This window comes from Synechococcus sp. CBW1006 (assembly GCF_015840525.1).
Classification (GTDB): Bacteria; Cyanobacteriota; Cyanobacteriia; order PCC-6307; family Cyanobiaceae; genus CBW1002.
Window position 1 is genome coordinate 1,713,494 of the sequence record NZ_CP060396.1, and the last position, 16,027, is coordinate 1,729,520.

General features: G+C 55.2%; 14 protein-coding genes and 1 pseudogene. 8 read left to right on the forward strand and 7 right to left on the reverse strand.

Annotated features, from left to right (window positions below; all coding sequences use genetic code 11):
- Nucleotides 1–434 precede the first annotated feature (434 nt).
- The 4 genes from H8F26_RS08190 to H8F26_RS08205 all read left to right on the forward strand — a co-directional run bounded on the left by H8F26_RS08190 (nt 435) and on the right by H8F26_RS08205 (nt 4,028).
- The gene (locus tag H8F26_RS08190; protein ID WP_255518585.1) at nt 435–1,082 is read left to right on the forward strand and encodes a transposase; all 648 of its coding nucleotides are present in this window, start codon (nt 435–437) and stop codon (nt 1,080–1,082) included.
- A complete protein-coding gene (gene phnD / locus H8F26_RS08195) occupies nt 991–1,803 on the forward strand; it encodes a phosphate/phosphite/phosphonate ABC transporter substrate-binding protein (protein WP_231605601.1) in 813 nt (270 codons plus the stop codon). The genes H8F26_RS08190 and phnD overlap by 92 nt, the downstream gene beginning before the upstream one ends.
- A gap of 6 nt (nt 1,804–1,809) precedes the next feature.
- Complete coding sequence (locus H8F26_RS08200; RefSeq protein WP_197158703.1) at nt 1,810–3,051, forward strand: FAD-dependent oxidoreductase; 1,242 nt, start codon at nt 1,810–1,812, stop codon at nt 3,049–3,051.
- A 239-nt stretch (nt 3,052–3,290) separates the two neighbouring features.
- On the forward strand, nt 3,291–4,028 hold the full coding sequence (locus tag H8F26_RS08205; protein WP_197158704.1) for a hypothetical protein: 738 nt from the start codon (nt 3,291–3,293) through the stop codon (nt 4,026–4,028).
- Between the two features lie 195 nt (nt 4,029–4,223).
- Here the strand turns inward: H8F26_RS08205 and H8F26_RS19870 are convergent, their stop codons facing one another.
- Together H8F26_RS19870 and H8F26_RS19875 are read right to left on the reverse strand one after the other, a co-directional pair.
- A complete protein-coding gene (locus H8F26_RS19870; protein ID WP_197158705.1) occupies nt 4,224–4,766 on the reverse strand; it encodes an ISAs1 family transposase in 543 nt (180 codons plus the stop codon).
- On the reverse strand, nt 4,757–5,386 hold the full coding sequence (locus H8F26_RS19875; RefSeq protein WP_197158706.1) for an ISAs1 family transposase: 630 nt from the start codon (nt 5,384–5,386) through the stop codon (nt 4,757–4,759). The genes H8F26_RS19870 and H8F26_RS19875 overlap by 10 nt, the downstream gene beginning before the upstream one ends.
- Before the next feature lie 481 nt (nt 5,387–5,867).
- Here H8F26_RS19875 and H8F26_RS08220 point away from each other — a divergent pair, with 481 nt between their 5' ends.
- From H8F26_RS08220 to H8F26_RS08230, 3 genes are all read left to right on the forward strand, one after another.
- Nucleotides 5,868–7,127: a YcaO-like family protein gene (locus H8F26_RS08220; protein ID WP_197158707.1), complete on the forward strand. Its 1,260-nt coding sequence runs from the start codon at nt 5,868–5,870 to the stop codon at nt 7,125–7,127.
- A 26-nt stretch (nt 7,128–7,153) separates the two neighbouring features.
- Nucleotides 7,154–8,083, forward strand: a complete 930-nt coding sequence (locus H8F26_RS08225; protein ID WP_197158708.1) for a hypothetical protein — start codon at nt 7,154–7,156, stop codon at nt 8,081–8,083.
- Between the two features lie 140 nt (nt 8,084–8,223).
- Nucleotides 8,224–8,928: a hypothetical protein gene (locus H8F26_RS08230; RefSeq protein WP_197158709.1), complete on the forward strand. Its 705-nt coding sequence runs from the start codon at nt 8,224–8,226 to the stop codon at nt 8,926–8,928.
- A 37-nt stretch (nt 8,929–8,965) separates the two neighbouring features.
- Here H8F26_RS08230 and H8F26_RS08235 read toward each other — a convergent pair whose 3' ends face one another.
- On the reverse strand, nt 8,966–10,033 hold the full coding sequence (locus H8F26_RS08235) for a hypothetical protein (protein ID WP_197158710.1): 1,068 nt from the start codon (nt 10,031–10,033) through the stop codon (nt 8,966–8,968).
- Between the two features lie 647 nt (nt 10,034–10,680).
- On the opposite strand from H8F26_RS08235, the pseudogene H8F26_RS08240 reads away from it, so the two are divergent.
- A pseudogene (locus H8F26_RS08240) lies at nt 10,681–11,933 on the forward strand (IS256 family transposase).
- A 536-nt stretch (nt 11,934–12,469) separates the two neighbouring features.
- Here H8F26_RS08240 and H8F26_RS08245 read toward each other — a convergent pair.
- The 4 genes from H8F26_RS08245 to H8F26_RS08255 form a co-directional block, all read right to left on the reverse strand.
- Nucleotides 12,470–13,549, reverse strand: a complete 1,080-nt coding sequence (locus H8F26_RS08245; protein ID WP_231598145.1) for an IS3 family transposase — start codon at nt 13,547–13,549, stop codon at nt 12,470–12,472.
- Nucleotides 13,525–14,034 (reverse strand): transposase, encoded by a 510-nt coding sequence (locus tag H8F26_RS19345; protein ID WP_197170293.1) that lies wholly within the window; start codon nt 14,032–14,034, stop codon nt 13,525–13,527. The genes H8F26_RS08245 and H8F26_RS19345 overlap by 25 nt, the downstream gene beginning before the upstream one ends.
- A gap of 183 nt (nt 14,035–14,217) precedes the next feature.
- Nucleotides 14,218–14,751, reverse strand: a complete 534-nt coding sequence (locus H8F26_RS19880) for a transposase (RefSeq protein ID WP_197158711.1) — start codon at nt 14,749–14,751, stop codon at nt 14,218–14,220.
- Nucleotides 14,748–15,755: a transposase gene (locus tag H8F26_RS08255; RefSeq protein ID WP_197158712.1), complete on the reverse strand. Its 1,008-nt coding sequence runs from the start codon at nt 15,753–15,755 to the stop codon at nt 14,748–14,750. Before H8F26_RS08255 ends, H8F26_RS19880 begins: the two co-directional genes overlap by 4 nt.
- Nucleotides 15,756–16,027: the final 272 nt, after the last annotated feature.

The following is a 16,027-nucleotide window of genomic DNA, read 5'->3' on the forward strand; positions in this document are numbered from 1 at the left end:
CCCTCCCTTGTCAACACAGGCCTGATCCAACGCTGACTTCCCGTCTGCTTGGTGTCAACATACCTAAAAGTGAGCTCAATCTGTGCTCGTGGCCGCTCGCACGCCTCCTAGGAGCCCGTCGCGCAGAGATCACCGTCTGCACTCTCCACAAACGCTCCTAAATCTGCCCAGATCCCAGTGACTGCAATGGATCTGGGTGAGAAAATAGGGCATTAAGAAGCCCAAATCCTTGCGCCCCTGCCAGCCGGAGCAGGCCACCTTGCTGCCGCCATCACCGAGTGACTGGCTCTCGGATGACCACCAGGTGTATTTCCTGCTCGATCTGGTCGATGAGCTCGATCTCTCGGCGATCCTGATCCCCGCTCAGGCCAAGGATCCCCGCGGAGAGAAGGGCTTTGATCTGCGGGATGTAGCCACAGGCTTCCGCGCAGCGGTTGACGATGCTTTTGCTTTACGCCTACTGCGTGGGCATCGTCTCCTCCCGCAAGATCGAGCGTGCCTGCTGCGAGGATCTGGCGTTTCGCGTGCTGACCGGTCATCAGCAACCTGATCACAGCCGTATCAGTGAATTCCGGCGCTGCAACCTTGATGCCCTCAAGGGCCAGTTCATTCAGATCCTGCGGCTGTGCCAGAAGGCTGGGATGGTGCAGGCCAAGTGCCTCCAAGCACAAGGCGATAGTCACGAGCGGATGCTCAGGGTTGAGAAGGAACTGGAGAAAGAGATCAAGTCTGAACACCTTCGTGCCCGAGAGACTCACGCGCAAGGCTTGAATTCTTTGTATGAATCTACAGTGGTTGCACTGGGCAATGTTGAGTTGCCTCGGGGAACGGCCTCCCGAGGCGCTCATGACAGTCAGCTTTTGGTCCAGCTAAGTGAGGTGCTACAATTTTGTAAATTTCTGTGGTTCAACTGGATCACAAGGCTAAAGTCAAAGCATTATGCAAAGATCAGCCCTACGTATACCTCGGTGTTTATCTGCAGCGCTGTCTATCACCGCATGGCTTTCGCTAGCAGCATGCACTACGTCCAGCCAGCAAAAAGATCTGATTTTGGGAATTCAAGGTGCTGGTGGACTGACTGAAACAGAGCGCCAATTTAAGCCGCTGGCAGACTACCTGTCTCAAAGTCTATCTCGCAATGTAAAGGTTGAGGTCATGCCCTCCTATCAAGCGGGCATGAACAGCATTAAAATCCATAAATATGCAATGGCGAAGCTTGGCCCCTATGCTTATGCCACTCTTCCGGTTAATTCGGGCTACAAGCTATTTGCGGGCGAGAGCTCTAAGGGTCTACCCTACTATTACTCCGTCTTCATAGCTCGCGCTGACTCTAATATCAAAGAGCTATCAGACGCCCGCGGCAAGAGAGTTGCACTTGGGGATCCTCTGTCGACATCTCAGTCTGTCCTTATCAACCGAGAATTGGCTTCTCTAGGCCTTTCAGCGGGAGTTGACTATACGGTCGTTAGGCTTGATAATCATAAAGCCATTCTTAATGCCTTGGCATCCAATAAGGCCGATATTGGCCCAGTCTCTTCGCGTTTTCTTCCCAAGATTCTAGCCGCTAGTCCTACGCTTTTTTCTGATCTAGTTGTTATTGGCAACTCAAGGCGTATTCCAAATGATGCCTGGGTCATCGACAGCACGCTTCCCAGCGACCTGAAGAGCAAGATTGAAGATGCATTCTTCTCCCTTGATGACACCAAAGTTACTGAAGAAATAGAAAATGTTGATCTGTTCAGGAATGTCTCCGATGACGAATATGATTTTTTGCGCACCACTCCTAGGTCTGCCAAGAAGTAGCTCTTGATGTCTGCAATTGAAGCTGGTCAATATGACTTAATTATTGTAGGAGCCGGCTTGTCCGGATTAAGTCTTGCTTCCTCTTTGCCAAATCATTCAATCCTGATTCTTGAAGCGGAAGACTATGTTGGAGGACGAGTTTGCTCGCATCAGCTAGATGGGGTGTTCGCTGAACTCGGAGCCATCTTCCCTTTCAAATCAGCCAGACTTTCAGATTCTGATTCTATCCCACTTGCTAAGCCGCTTGGTTTGTATGAGAATGGCGTTCTCTATCTTGGTAGCGATCCGCTTGAGGTTCTCCGCAGTGCCAACGGAGGCTTAACGCCTGATTTTGATCTGTTGGCATCTTTTACCAATCCATATATATCCCTTTTAAATGGGAAGCTTCGAATTCAAAATCAGTCGTTTGGAGATCTGAGCCGGTTCTCTGCACATATGAAAAGTCAGATTGATGCATTCCATAGGGTTATTCACCCCGAGTCTGTTAATCTATATTCTCCAGCGATTGTGGGTCATTCTCTTGTTGACTGGCCTTGTCTATTCAATGATGCGCCCAATACCAGCTTTGTCAACAGTCTATTGGAGAGCTTAGGGGGGCGAGTCGCAGTGCGTACGGGATGTCTTGTGAGCCAGGTTTCGCCTGGTCCATTCGGACAGCCAGTGGTTCAGTATCGGACTGGCTCCGATACCTTTAGTACTCAGTCTCGGTTCTGTGCAATTACTGCTCCGGCCAGCCAAATGCTCGGCATGTTGAAAGACTTCCAGTCGTCTAACTGTAGTTTCTACCGTGATGTGCTCTATGCCTCTGGCATGGTATGCGCCATGGTTGTGGACGAATCGTCTGATTTTCCGCGGTATATCGTTAGCACTGACCAAATCTGGTCTTCCATGATACCTCTAACCCGTAGAGGCAAGACCATTCTACACTTTTATATCACTGGATCGCAAGCTGTTTCTCTCTGGAGCTCTTCAGATGTTGAGATTGTGCGTAAGCTTGGCGAATCAATACGCTCAATCGGTCTTGTTGAGAGATTCTTTGGCGCCACCGTTCGGCGATGGCGTGAACTTGGGCCCATACTTTCTGAACAGCTCAGGCTGAGCTATTATCCTAAGCATTATCGGCTTGCTCATAATCTTTGGTTTGCGGGTGAAATGGCTCTGTATACACCATCTTCGCCCCTTAGCTATGGAATGTCCGCCGCGATTAAGGCGGGCAAAATGATTGCTTCTGATATATTATCCGCATAGCCCCTGCTTTTTCCTGTCACGACGCACATTCGTCAATGCCATTGCTGCCACCTTTGATTAGGGCTCATGTCTACGAGCTTCGGGATGACAGGCCAGTCTTCATCCGAACCCTTATCGAGGGCGACATTGCTTTTCATGGGGTTAGACTAAAGGCTAGCCGATGCAACCAACTTGCTCGCAACTTGTGGGAGCTGAATAGTAATGGGTTGTGGGAGTATAGCCGGGGCTTTGGGGTTACAATGGAGGATAGCGCGCTCGTCATTGACGGCCTCATAGACTCCGGCTGGAATGCTGACGCACTCAGAAACTGCGTTGATCTACTGATTAGATCTTTTTACGCTCCCGATGATGGCGCGTTTCATACTCTTTTTCAAGGTCGATCTAAATACTGGCTTGGGCCTTCCCTTGAGGCTAATGCGTTTGCTGTGTATTTCATTGAGAAACTTGCTTCCAGCTCTCATTCCGAGGTAAAGGAGAGTGCATTGAGATATATTCTTGAACAGCCATTGTCTCCGGCTGGGTGGAAAGGGCGTTGGTTTCAGCAGCAGGCCCTTACGAATTATTACGTGCTACGCGCCCTTGCTGCTGTAGGTAGGGAGCTCCCCCATCTGATATCAGTTCTCAATCATATGCTGCAAAGTCAGTCTGCGGGCGGTTGCTGGAATAAGAGTGTCATCTCCACCTCTTTAAATGCCTTGTCTATCGCTTGCTTGGTTGACATCTTGCCAGCCAGTGTTGCCATGCCACTTGATCCACTGAAAGCTATTTTCAAAGCGGAATCCTGGCTTGGAAGTGAGGGTGGTCTCGCCACGCATGGCGAACCCATCCTTTATTATTGGTATGAGACTGCGAGCCTTTTTTGCGGGATTGGGGGAAGGAGAATCTTCTATCACTGTGAAGATATAGGTGAGATAGGGAGTGCTTTTCGGCAGTTCAGCTTGAGAGAGATTGCCTTGAGTTTATCAGGAAGCCGCTAAGGAATTTGGGAGTCAAGTCTGATGAAAGGTGTGTCACAGGTGCGCTGGGCTGCCAGTGCACACCACTAGGACCACCCACGCAGCAGGCACTGCAGGTGGTGTCGTAGGAGCGTCTTGGCTGAGCAGTATCGCTCGGTTAGATCAAGATGCCCTTGAACCCTGAACGCAAACAGCCAGGGCTGCCTAAAAGTGTGATCAGCCCAAGCTCCCTCGGCTGGCCACGCCGCCAAGTGCCAGCATTCCCTTGATGTCGTAGGCCAACTCCCGCAGGCATTGGCGGATCGAGCGGTAGCCGCCCCGCCGCAGCAAGTTCATCACGATGGTTCGCAGGAAGGCGAACACCGGGGCCCCGATCCGGTTGGCGTAGCGATGAGCGTCCTCACCCAGCTGGACGTCACGGGCCCAGTGCCATTCGTTCTCAATGCTCCAGCGCTGACGGATCAGGCGCAGCAGGGCTTGTGGCGTGGTGCGCACGCTGGTGAGGAACAGGTGGTGCCTGATCTTGCGCTTGCCCTTGCGGGTGAGGGTGCCTGTGATCACCTCAACGATCCAGGCGCTGCCGGGCCAGTTGGCTTTGATGTGCTCCGGTGCCTCTCTGGCTCGCAGTTCCCAGACGGTGTCGCGCCCGTGGCGCTTCTCGTGATCTGTTGCAGTGAAAGGGATGTGACGCTTTCCCTGGAACTGGCAGCCGATCTGGCGGTAGAGGGTCTTCTGGTTCGATTTGACGGTCAGGAGCACGTCGGCCCCCTGGGAGAGGCACCAGCGAAAAACGCCTGCGTCGTGTGCAGGGCATCCGCCTGGATCAACACGCCATCGAGATCCAGGCTGCTGAGCAGCTCTTTCAGCGCCGCACGCTCACTGGATTCGTGGGTGTCATAGGTCGTCTGGGCCAGGGCGACGCCAAGGGCCCGGGCGTACACCGTGACCTGGGCGACAAACCGGTGACTGCCGTCTTCTGTCTCCACGGCAGAGCCGCGCAGGGTCTTGCCATCACACACCAGCTGATCCAGACCCGTTGCCCCGCTTGGGACCTGGCTGATCATCCAGGCCTGCAGCACCTGGCCAAACTCCTGCAGGTGGGCCTTGTTGAACAGGTAGAGGAAGGTGGCATCGGAGGGCCAGCGCTTGAAATTCAGGCCCAGCGCCTGGTTGAGTGCCTCACGGTGCCGCCGGGCAAAGGCCTCCAGATCACGGGAGCTGCGGCAGCCGCTCAGGATCCCGAGCACAGCCACCAGCAGCAGGAACCACTGCGGGTAACGCACCCCGCGGCGGTAACGCCCATCCGGGATGGCCTTGAGGAAGCTGATCAGGTCATCCGGTGCGGGCTGATCGACTCCGGTGGAGCGGGTTTCGGGCATTGGGGGCACTGAGACCCGCCGACCAAACCCAATGCTGGCAGACCTGCCAAGAGCTACCAGGACAGACTTTTAGGCGACCCTGCGCAAACAGCGGTGCAAGGAAAATGTCGAAATGGTCATCGATCAGATCAAGGCTATGGTCGCATCAATCAATTGACGCTCTACTGGTGTTAGTACTTGGGTCGGTGCGGTCTGCGCCATCCGGTAGTAGATTTACTTGTAAGCTCGTCAGCAAGGATCTTGACAGACATGGAACGATGAATCCAAATTTAGTGTGGCAAGTGGGAGCTTGCCTGTTGATGTATGTCTTGGCTGCAAGACGATCCTCAAGCACTGGCTTTTTCGCCAATCAGCCCAGAGGTCTAGCTTCACAAGAGTTTATTTGTAAGACTCTTTCCCGCTTTAATGCTGGGCTTGATGTTCTTTGGGCACGAGAATCTCTAGCCAGGATGGTTGCCAAAGGCTTGGGCTGCAATAGCTCATGCTTGGTCAGTCCTCAGGGCGGTCGTGGCTTTGCATATTCCTTGAGCCTCGTCACTGCAGAAGCATTAGTGGTTTTGATCTCTTGGTAATGGAAGATCTTAAGACATCGCTCCGAACTCAATCTGCCGCCACAACCATTGACTTGGTTAGTCCCTATCTCGAGGGCTTGGGAATCGTTGGCGTCATCGACCATACTAGTAGCCGTATACCTGAGCTTCATGTCTTTGAAGCGCTGAGGAATAATGCTCATTCGGGTTATCTTAATCTTGGCAAGGGTTATACGGCGCCAGCCGCTACTGCTTCGGCGATCATGGAAGGGATTGAGATGAGCCTGATTGAGTCTCCTCGTATTAAGGGTATGCCAAGGTCAAGTAGTCTCGAAGGCCGAACTGTCCGTTTTCGCGATGCTGAATGCAGCCTTTCTTCGAATCTCGAAGAATTAATAGTGAGCTTTATCCCTTGTAAAGACCTTATCTCCAATGCCACATGCTTCGTTCCAGATTGTGATGTCTTTTACCCCGTAGCATTGGAAGCAGGGATGCCACTGAAATCGTTCACCAATGGACTTGCATCTGGCAATACCCTCGAAGAGGCGATGTTGCATTCTCTCTATGAGCTAATAGAAAGAGATGCAATGCATAACTATCTTAGCAATCCTGATTCTGCAAATCCTATCTGCTCTGCCTCCTTTAATGATCAGCTTCTTGATAGCGTTACCGCTCGACTGGCTGATCAAGGCCATTTTCTAATACTAAAGTCATTACGATCCAAGGCTGCAGCAGTTTTCGAGGCCACCCTTTTCATCCAGGCTCCAGATGAAACCTATCGCGGCTTCAATGGATGGGGCTGTAATCATAGTCCGTTGATTGCAGCTCGCCGCGCCATTGCAGAAGCTGCGCAGGTATGGCGTATTCAAGAGGCGATAAATCTGAATACACTTCCAGCTAGCCGGCGCAAGGGTGGCTACGTTATTTGTTCCGATGATTACTTGTGCATGCCAAGGGCTCATCTAAATCCCAAGCCGATGATTGCAGCCATAAATGAAATCATTTCACGTTCCGCTAGCGGTATAGTTGGTATGCAAACTGCAGACAGTGACTTGTCGGTGGATCCCAGTCTCCTAGTTAGTGATCTAATCGCAAAGCTTGCGGCAATTAATGTAGCAGGCCTCTTTTGCGTACGCCTCAGTCCGGAGGAGCTTCCTGTGCATGTAGTCCGCTGCTTTTCTTCTGACTTGAACTGTCCAATTGGCCTTTGAGGTCTTTGTAATCTTCATTTCAACTTATGAATCTGTCTTCTAAACTTGCCGCCTTAATTCAGGAGCACCCCAGTCTGAGCTATGGTGAGTTGCATGACATGCTTTGTGATCAAGGCTGGGCACTAGAACCGCTTACTGTCGAGGAACATAAATTAGCCAATCAAGTGCCAGGATGGAAGGCTTTAATCATCCTTTGTGTGAATGCACAGCTGTCAGAGCGAAAGGCTCAATCGTTTCCACAGCTGATTCCGACTGGCGAGACGCTTTGTCGTGACAAGCTTGTTTCCTCTGTAGTGATAGCCAAGATGCTTTCTCTTTATGAGGACCAAATCCTGATTCGAGGAGATGGTCCGCTTTGTCTGGCTGGTTACGTGTCTGATCCCAGCCTGCAGCTATCTCAGGCACTTATTGATATTGCAAAGAGTGTTGTTGCAGACCTTGCGCACAGTTCTTTATTGATTGATCAGTCTCTCCTTGGCGAATCTATGGTTCTGCTTATGAATCGTTGCTTGCTCCGCCGAACCTATCCATGCTATGAAATTAGTCAGAGCTCAAAGAATAAGAATAATCAGGACTGGCATCAAGATAGTAGTCTTGTGTATGGTGGGAGGCCTATGTTGACTCTGTGGATCCCATTGCAAGAGTATTCCGGTCAGAAGATACCGGGAATTGAACTTGCTAGTCTTAGGTCAGGCTACTTTTCGTCGCATTTCGGAGATGGTATCGAGAACCTGGCAGATGTTTCCAAGGATTTCCCAGATGAAACCGTTTCTACGGTCATTCCACGCCTCAATGCTGGTGGGTATGCCGTTTTCAACGGACTAACATATCATCGCACATATGCCAACAATGGCATGAGTAGCGCTCGCGATGCCTTGTTGATTAGGATTGCGCCTCGTTCCCATGCAGGCTACTTTCCTGGTGATCGCTCCAATGATATTGAGTTTAGGTTGTGAATGTTGAGATATTAGGGTCGGGTCCTGTTGCGCTTAGCTATGGCCACTGGCTTGCATGGCGCGGTCATAAGGTACGTCTCATAAGGAGCGATTTAATTCATTCACGTGAATCCCCTCCACTTCTTACTTGTGAGCTTGAGATGGGTGGGCGGAGGATAACCCAGCTTGATCTCTCTTTGGCATGCATACCCCACAACCAAGTATCTTCGCTACCTTTTGATCCCGATATCATTGTCATTGTAGCTGTTCCAGAGTCTCTATCGGGCTATCTCTCGTATTTGCTTTCCGATGGCACCGCCTTCAAGCCTGTAATCTTGCTGACTAGCTGGCAGAAGAAGCTTGGTGAACTTGTCACGCAATTGCCTTTCAACTGTCTTCCTGCTTATCCTCTAATCTGCTGTGAGGAATGGGCTGGTAACCTAGCAGCAGTGGGTGGTCAGTGGCTTGAAGTCGATGAGTCACTTGCCGGTTCTACTTATGGGCTTGGCTCGATCAAGATGCTAGAGCAGTTAGGCTTTGGCATCAGGCTCATTCCAATGAGCAAACGTTTCAGGGCTCGTTTTGCGCAAACGTCTTTTGCATACTCGTATCTACGTAGCCACCCATCCTATGAATATTCTTTTCCCGTTATTGGCTTTGATGTCGCCAGCGCCATGCCTAGGCTAAGGATTCTGCTTGCCTCCGAATCCGATCTGCTCTCTGAGGTAGACTATATTACTTCACTCTTGGATAGTCTTTGGGGTCAACGGTTTCAAAGCGGTACTCAAGGCTGGATACTTGACACTCTGATGCGACACAAGTCTGGCAAGACTGATTACTTTCTTGAAAGGCTCTGGCTGGGTTGATCTTAACCTGCTCAGTGATCTTTCTGTTCTCAAACCTCTAAGTATGTTGTTCTACAAGGCGAACATAAGACTTTAGCCTTGCCTTGGAATCAGGCGAGAAGATAATCTTAATGTGGTTTAGCTTGGCAACTCTTGTCTTGGTTGCTATTCTCTCTGCCCCATCAAGAAAGCCGCGCATTTCAATGCCCTTTGGCAAGTAGCTCAGCAAGCTTGAGATGCTCTCGATCTGAGCTGAATCGACCTTAAAAACGTCGCCAACCAATCGATGAACTGTTTTAGGGAGTGCACGACCCAAGAGGCCTTGAGGATGGATTTCGATTCCGATTTGTGATAACAAAATATCGCTGTCAAGGTCGATGTCAACACTGGTTGCTGGGCGCAGATAGTTACCATGTTCTTTAAGGATTGTAGAGTATGACTCCAGATCAAGGTCCCAGGAGTCATTGGTAATGCTAGCTAAATATTGGATATGCGAGTCAATCTGTGTTGGGCATAGATGTTGCTTCATGAGTTTTAGGTACGAGCCTCGACCGCACATGAGACCAATCTGGGCCGCATGGCCTAATAACTGATAGAAATGCCGTACAGTTTTTGAGCATGCTATGCTTCCTTCCCCAGATTGCCAAGATTCGAGAGTTGAAACGATTTTTTCCCAATCCCCTGGCTGCACTTCTCCATTTGATCTAACCATCTGCCATATCCCTGCCATAATAAGATCGTCGCTTCCTTGGTCGAACTCGATCCAGTTCTCACATGGAAGATACAGCCCTGGCCCTGCGAAGGAGAGGTCACATCCTTCAATGCAATCTCTTTGAACCTTGGGCCACCATTCTGGCACTATTCGCCTGCGCCCACCATTGGCGAATTGCTTAGCATTGCAATATACTAGATAGTCGGGGTGAGAGTCGGGCTTGTAGTGATGATATTCAAAGCCGCAGGTGGTTTCGTTGGTCTCATACAGTTGATCAAGCTCTCGAGCAAGTAAAAGAGCTTGAGCGTACTTGTTTGCCCCCGTTTGGTCAGTGCATTCAGATACATACCATTCTACAAGGCTTGCATGAGATGCTCGTGGATTGGATTTCAGGTTGTTAGGAGTGGTTGCCATGCTTTGTTCTCGACGGATACGTTTGCAGGATATCTGCAACCGAGGCTTGATCGATCTAATACAAGCCTGGATGCCCAATTAAGTAGGTCAGCGTTGGTAGGCTAGGATTAACTTGGCACATATTCTAAGAGATCCTTGGAAAACCAGCGGTATTCATCCGAATGGGCAGCTTTTTGGAAGTATAAGCCGCGAACTACGCCCTTCGCCGAATAATTGAAGTGCCGAGTGAAAGACCCATGCAATGCGCCAACACAGCGGCTGGCTATTCGTATAGAATGAACAATTGAAATGTACCGCTAAAAGTGAGGATTTGCTTCAGCTTCTTATTAGTGAGCCTTGGGACCAGCCCATTGTTGGCGGTAGGCGAAAACGTGGAGCGCTAATTCCAGCTTGCCCTAGACTACCGGATAGCACGCAAGGCACCCAGTGGTCAGGAGTGCCTTGGTCGCCTCCATCTCGCAAAGCGCCTGCCAAGCTTTGGCGCTGACATGCAACATAAGAGCTGGCGTCCCCAGCAGTGGTGTAAATCCCCTGGGCCTCAGCCCCGGCGTAGCCGGGGCTGAGCGAGCACACCTCAGACGCCTGGCGTTGCAAGGGGTGGGCAGGCCCGTTTCCCTGGTTCGAGAACCACCTCAACCAGACGAACCATGCCCAAGACCCATCGTGCCGCAGTTGACCTGGCGCCGCTACTGGATGGCAGCAGTGCCGGCGAGCTGATCCCGGAGCTGGCCCGCCACGGCCTGCAGCAGCTGATCGAGCTGGAGGTTGCCGCCGTTCTGGGTGCCGACCGCCATGAGCGCAGCGAGGAACGGCTCGGCTACCGCAACGGCTACCGGCCCCGCAGCCTCACCACCCAGGTGGGCGACATCGACCTGCTGATCCCCAAACTGCGGGCCGGCAGCTTCCTGCCCTCGATCCTTGAGCCCCGCCGCCGGGTGGATCAGGCCCTCTATGCCGTGATCATGGAGGCCTACATCGGCGGCGTCTCCACCCGCAAGGTCGATGCCCTGGTGGGGGCCCTGGGATCGCAGAGCGGCATCTCCAAATCCCAGGTCAGTCGCATCTGCCAGGAGATCGACCAGCAGGTGCAGGCGTTCCTGAGCCGGCCCCTGCAGGAGTCCGGCTACGCCTACGTCTACCTGGATGCCACCTACCTCAAGGGCAGGCTGGGCAAGGCCCTGCATGTCTGCTCACGGGCTGTCGTCGTCGCCATGGGGGTGAACGCGGACGGCCGCCGGGAGTTGCTGGGTCTCAAGGTGGGCGACAGCGAAACCGAGGGCTTCTGGAGCGAGTTCATTGCCTCGCTCAAGGAGCGCGCCTCACTGGCGTCAAGCTGGTGATCAGCGACGCCCACGTGGGCCTCACCAAGGCCATCAGGCGCCAGCTGCAGGGCTGTGTGTGGCAGCGCTGCCGCGTCCACTTCGCCCGCAACCTTCTCCAGCGCGTCCCCAAAGCCCACCAGGGCATGGTCACCGCCGCCCTGCGCTCGGTGTTCGCTCAGGAGGATGCCGGAGAGATCCTCAGCCGCTGGGATGACCTGGCCGCCTCGCTGGCGGAGCGCTTCCCCAAGGCCACCGAGCTCATGAACGAGGCCAGAGAGGACGTGCTGGCCTTCCGTCACTTCCCGCAGCCTCACTGGAAGAAGGTCTGGAGCACCAACCTGCTGGAGCGGGTCAACGAGGAGATCAAGCGCCGCACCAGGGTGGTCGGCATCTTCCCTAACGACGCGTCGATCACCCGCCTGGTGGGCGCGGTATTGCTGGAGCAGCACGAGCACTGGCAGCTGGAGGGACGCCGCATGTTCTCAGCCGAGAGCATGGCCGCCATCCCGGAGCTGGAGGATCTGCCGGCCCTGCTCAGCGCCGCCGCCGCAGAGGTGCAAGACGCAGGCCCCAGGTGATTGAGGTGGCAGCGCCCCCACAGGGCGCAGCGGCCTCAATCGCCGCCCGGGGGCCGGCGCTGTAACCCCTGGGCTGCATAGAAGACCCCTGCCGCTCACAACACAGCCGCGATCAGACGAGAGACTTGACAAGTCAATCGCCTCATTTCATCGTGGAAAAACGAGGTGCATCTGCGCCTCAGGAATGACAGCCCGTCATTCCACCCTGTTCACCCTCTGAGTCAGGGCATTCGGGCCTCGGGTTTTACACCACGCAAAGGGACGCGGCCACATAAGACCGGTTACATCGCTAAACCCACTTTAAATTCGAAGACTCGGGACCTATCAGGGAAGTTGTCCGCTCGGGGTGCTGAGCTGAGCACCGAACTTGAGTGTACTGCGGGTTGAGGTTCAGGGTCGCCGTGGCCGGGGTGTCGTTGTCATCGATGGCTGTCTTTGGTCGGGGTTGGGGCGTCCGGCCCCTGTTCGCGGCTGTGTCCGATGGCGCCCACCGAGGGGCGCCATCGGACAGCCACGGGGGCCTGGATTGTTGAGGGTCAAGTAGCGATAGGTTGCTGCGGACGGGGATGGTTGATGCTCACAACCTGTGGCTGGCTCCAGTCACGGATGTGACGACTCCAGCGCTGCGGATTCTTCTGCCGAGCTTCTTCGTAGGTCTTCTGCCGGATGGCACAGATCCCATCGGCCTGGCCGTAGTGCCGCTGATTGGGCGTCACGTACTTGATGCCGCTGTGCCGGTGCTCAGCGTTGTACCACTCGACAAAGCCATCCACCCAGGCTTTTACCGAGAGCAGTTCCCGGAAGCGCCGTAGCGGATAACTCTGGTGGTACTTCATGGTACGGAACCATGATTCAGCGTAGGCGTTGTCGTTGCTGACGCGCGGCCTGGAGAACGAGAGCGAAACACCCAGCTCCGCCATCTTGGCCGCCAAGGCGAATGAGCGCATGGGGGCGCCATTGTCCGAGTGCAGGACCGCAGCAGTCTCCTTGTTGATTCCTTCATCGCGGCAGACGCGATCAAAGAATGCGCTGGCGAGCACGCTGCATTCGCGCTCATGCACTTCCACTCCAAGGATGCGGCGGCTCCACACATCCATCACCATGTAGAGGTAGTAGAATTGACCCTTGACATGGCCGGGCAACAGGGTGATATCCCAGGCCAGCACTTGGTAAACTCCTGTTGCCTCCAGCACCGGGACTGGTCTTGGCTCGCGGGGAGAGCGGGCCCTGCCACGATGATTCAGCAGGCCTTCCTGCCGCATGATGCGATAGATCGTCGACTCTGAACCCACATACATTCTCTCCTCAGCAAGAATGGCCACGATCTGAGCAGGCGCAAGATCGGCAAAGCGCGGATCATTGACGGAGTCAATCACCCGCTGCCGCTCTTTTGCCGTGAATCTGTGAGCCACTTCACGTGGGGCACCCTTGCGGCGGTCCACACTGAATCCCTGGCCGCTGATATCAAGCCCCCAGCGCCGCAGAGTGCGTGAACAGATGCCGATCAGATCAGCAACAGCCTTGATGGAAGCTCCTGCATTGAGGCCTTCATGGAGAAAGTCCATGGCTTTATTTCTCTGCTCTGACGGAATCAGGACTCCTCTTCTTGCAGCCAAAGCTGATCGAGCTTTTTTGACAGCATCAGCAATGTTGCCGCCTCCGAAAGAGCTTTTTCCTTCTTCTGCAACTCACGTTCAAGGCGCCGGATCTGGCGGGCCTGCTCCTGGTTTTTGCGCTGTAGATCCCTGTGGTCGGTCATGGTCGGCGCGCTGGGGCCATTGGCATCCTCAGCGGCCTGGCGCCATCGGGCAAGCTGTTTGGGGTAGAGGCCCCGCTCACGGCAGTAAGCGCCGAGATCGGGGCCGCTGAGGCCTGCGGCCTGGATCACGGCGGCCAGTTTGTCGGATGCGCCCCACTGCTCCGGCGGCTTGCTGGTGGCCGGCACCAGCTGGCCCTCTTTCTGCCACTGACTGCGCCAGTTGTAGAGGGTCTGGGTAGTGATGCCGGTGGAGCGAGCGATCTCGGCCACGCTCTCTCGGTTGGGCGGGCTCATGCGATTGCGGATCTCAGCCCGCACGGCCTGGTCATAAATCGGTTTCATGGTCCTCGGTTTGGCCCCCTAGTGGATGGGTCAGACCGAGCGGACTTCTTTCCTGACGCAGGGGGACTTGTAGAGGTACCTGGAAGAGTACCCGTTCAGGGGGCGTGACGCAGCCGCGCAGCATTCCACCCCTGATCGTTGATCAACGAGCGACCACAGACACCACGATCGATGACAGCCGATTCAGGGATTCGGCAACAGCGATGGCATCTCGCCGCCGCGATGATGGGCGATCAAGGCCTGCTCCAGGAACTGCCAGATATCACGGCCCTGTTGCCGCAGGCTGGTGGTGACCGTGAGCAGCCTGCTGCGGCAGATCGCACCCTGACGGGATTGGACGCCATGGCTGATCTTGCGCTGAATCACCGAATGGCGCAGGGCACGCTCGGCGGCGTTGTTGGTGGGTTCGATGCCCTCGATCTCCAGAAACGTCCACAGCCCATCAGCCACCTGGAGCAACTGCCGGCAGGTGCCAACCGTTTTGGCCCACGGCGTTCGCTCGCCGCGCTGGCAGCCCAGCTCCACCACCCGCTGCAAGGTGCCCACAAACGCCTGGCGGATCGGCCGGCAGCCCTGCTGCAACATCGGCCAATCGATCGTCCCGTCCTTCCACTGGTGCCACTGAGCAAACAGCTGCTGCTGCAGTCCCAGCAGCTCCGCTCCAATCTCACCGCTGGCGCCCGGGCGTTCGGCGAGGGCGGTGAGATCGCGGCTCACGTGCGCCCAGCACAGCTGGCGCTGCTCCCCAGCGGGAGATGGTTGTAGGCGGAGAAGCGGTCGCTCACCACGTAGACGCAGTCTTCCGCGGAGCGGTTGCCGCCAAAGGCATTCCCGAGCAGCGCGATCGCAGCGGCTTTCGAGCGGCTTAGTCCTTGCATGAACACCGTCACCATGGCGGTCACCATGACCCACTCCCAGCCGCGCCGGCCATCGGGGTTGCCACCATCGGCATTACCGGTGGGGGCACCGGTTTCATCGACGTAGACCACCGGCTGCTGACGGGCAAACGCAAGGGCCTCCTGCATGGGCTGCTCCAGTGCTGCACTCAAGCGCTGGCGGATCGTTGCGATGGCGCTGCGGCTGATCTGCACCCCCAGCAGCTGATCCAAAAGCGCCTGGGTCTTGCTGAAACTCAACGGGAAGGCACTACCCAGCAGAGCCACCAGAGCACTGAGCCGGGGGCCGTAATGGCTCGCTTCCACCTCCGCCGGTACCGAGGCACAGGTGCTGGTGGAACAGCAGGGGCACACCAACCGGTGCATCCGGTGTTCGATCACCACGGCTGTGATCGGTGGAATCTCGATCACCTGATGGCGCAGCGGCTCTGGATCCACGCCTTCCAACCGCTGACCGCAATGGCGGCAAGCTTGGGGGTGGCGCTCCACCACCTCATCCACCCGCTCGATCGGCAGCAGCTCCGGCCCAGATCCGGGATGGCCCGGCTGGCCGCCGCGCTTGCGGCCACTGCCCTTGCGCCGCTCGGGCGGCTTAAACCCCGGCCCATCACTGGAGGGAGGCTTGGAGGAGTTGCGGGAGCTGCGGCCGATCCGCTCGCGCAGATGGGCCAGTTCGGTGGCCAGGGCGGTGAGTTGGACGCGGAGCTGCTCGATCTCCTCCTGTTGAGCTCGTAGCTCCCCCTGCTGATCCAGGATGAACTCCCTGGCACCAGCTGGCCAAGACAACCAGTCCGCCTCGGAAATGCCAGCAGGAGGGGCGCCCATCTCAAGCAGTCTCTATCTGAGATGCAAGCGGGAATCAGAACGCCGTCAAGGGTTCAGCAGAGACGAAGTTCGCCGCGTGCTGTCCCGACCCCTGAACGGATACATCTACCTGAGCTGCAGGACATACCGATCGGCACCCAGGCCGCTGAGGAGAGGCATGCTGCTTCGCTGAAGCCTTACGGTTACTTGGCCTGCTAAGCCACCGGTACCGCCACGCAATTTGCCAGCAGCGAGCCGATGTCTACGAGAAGGCCCGCAAGGCCCATCCAAGA

What these genes read in the sequence shown, in the direction of transcription:
- H8F26_RS08200 (WP_197158703.1), top strand. Translation starts at nt 1,810, where the DNA reads ATGTCTGCAATTGAAGCTGGTCAATATGACTTAATTATTGTAGGAGCC.
- H8F26_RS08235 (WP_197158710.1), bottom strand. Translation starts at nt 10,033, where the DNA reads ATGGCAACCACTCCTAACAACCTGAAATCCAATCCACGAGCATCTCAT.
- H8F26_RS19345 (WP_197170293.1), bottom strand. Translation starts at nt 14,034, where the DNA reads ATGAAACCGATTTATGACCAGGCCGTGCGGGCTGAGATCCGCAATCGC.
- H8F26_RS08220 (WP_197158707.1), top strand. Translation starts at nt 5,868, where the DNA reads ATGCTTGGTCAGTCCTCAGGGCGGTCGTGGCTTTGCATATTCCTTGAG.
- H8F26_RS08225 (WP_197158708.1), top strand. Translation starts at nt 7,154, where the DNA reads ATGAATCTGTCTTCTAAACTTGCCGCCTTAATTCAGGAGCACCCCAGT.
- H8F26_RS08255 (WP_197158712.1), bottom strand. Translation starts at nt 15,755, where the DNA reads ATGGGCGCCCCTCCTGCTGGCATTTCCGAGGCGGACTGGTTGTCTTGG.
- H8F26_RS19875 (WP_197158706.1), bottom strand. Translation starts at nt 5,386, where the DNA reads ATGCCCGAAACCCGCTCCACCGGAGTCGATCAGCCCGCACCGGATGAC.
- H8F26_RS08230 (WP_197158709.1), top strand. Translation starts at nt 8,224, where the DNA reads ATGGGTGGGCGGAGGATAACCCAGCTTGATCTCTCTTTGGCATGCATA.
- H8F26_RS08205 (WP_197158704.1), top strand. Translation starts at nt 3,291, where the DNA reads ATGGAGGATAGCGCGCTCGTCATTGACGGCCTCATAGACTCCGGCTGG.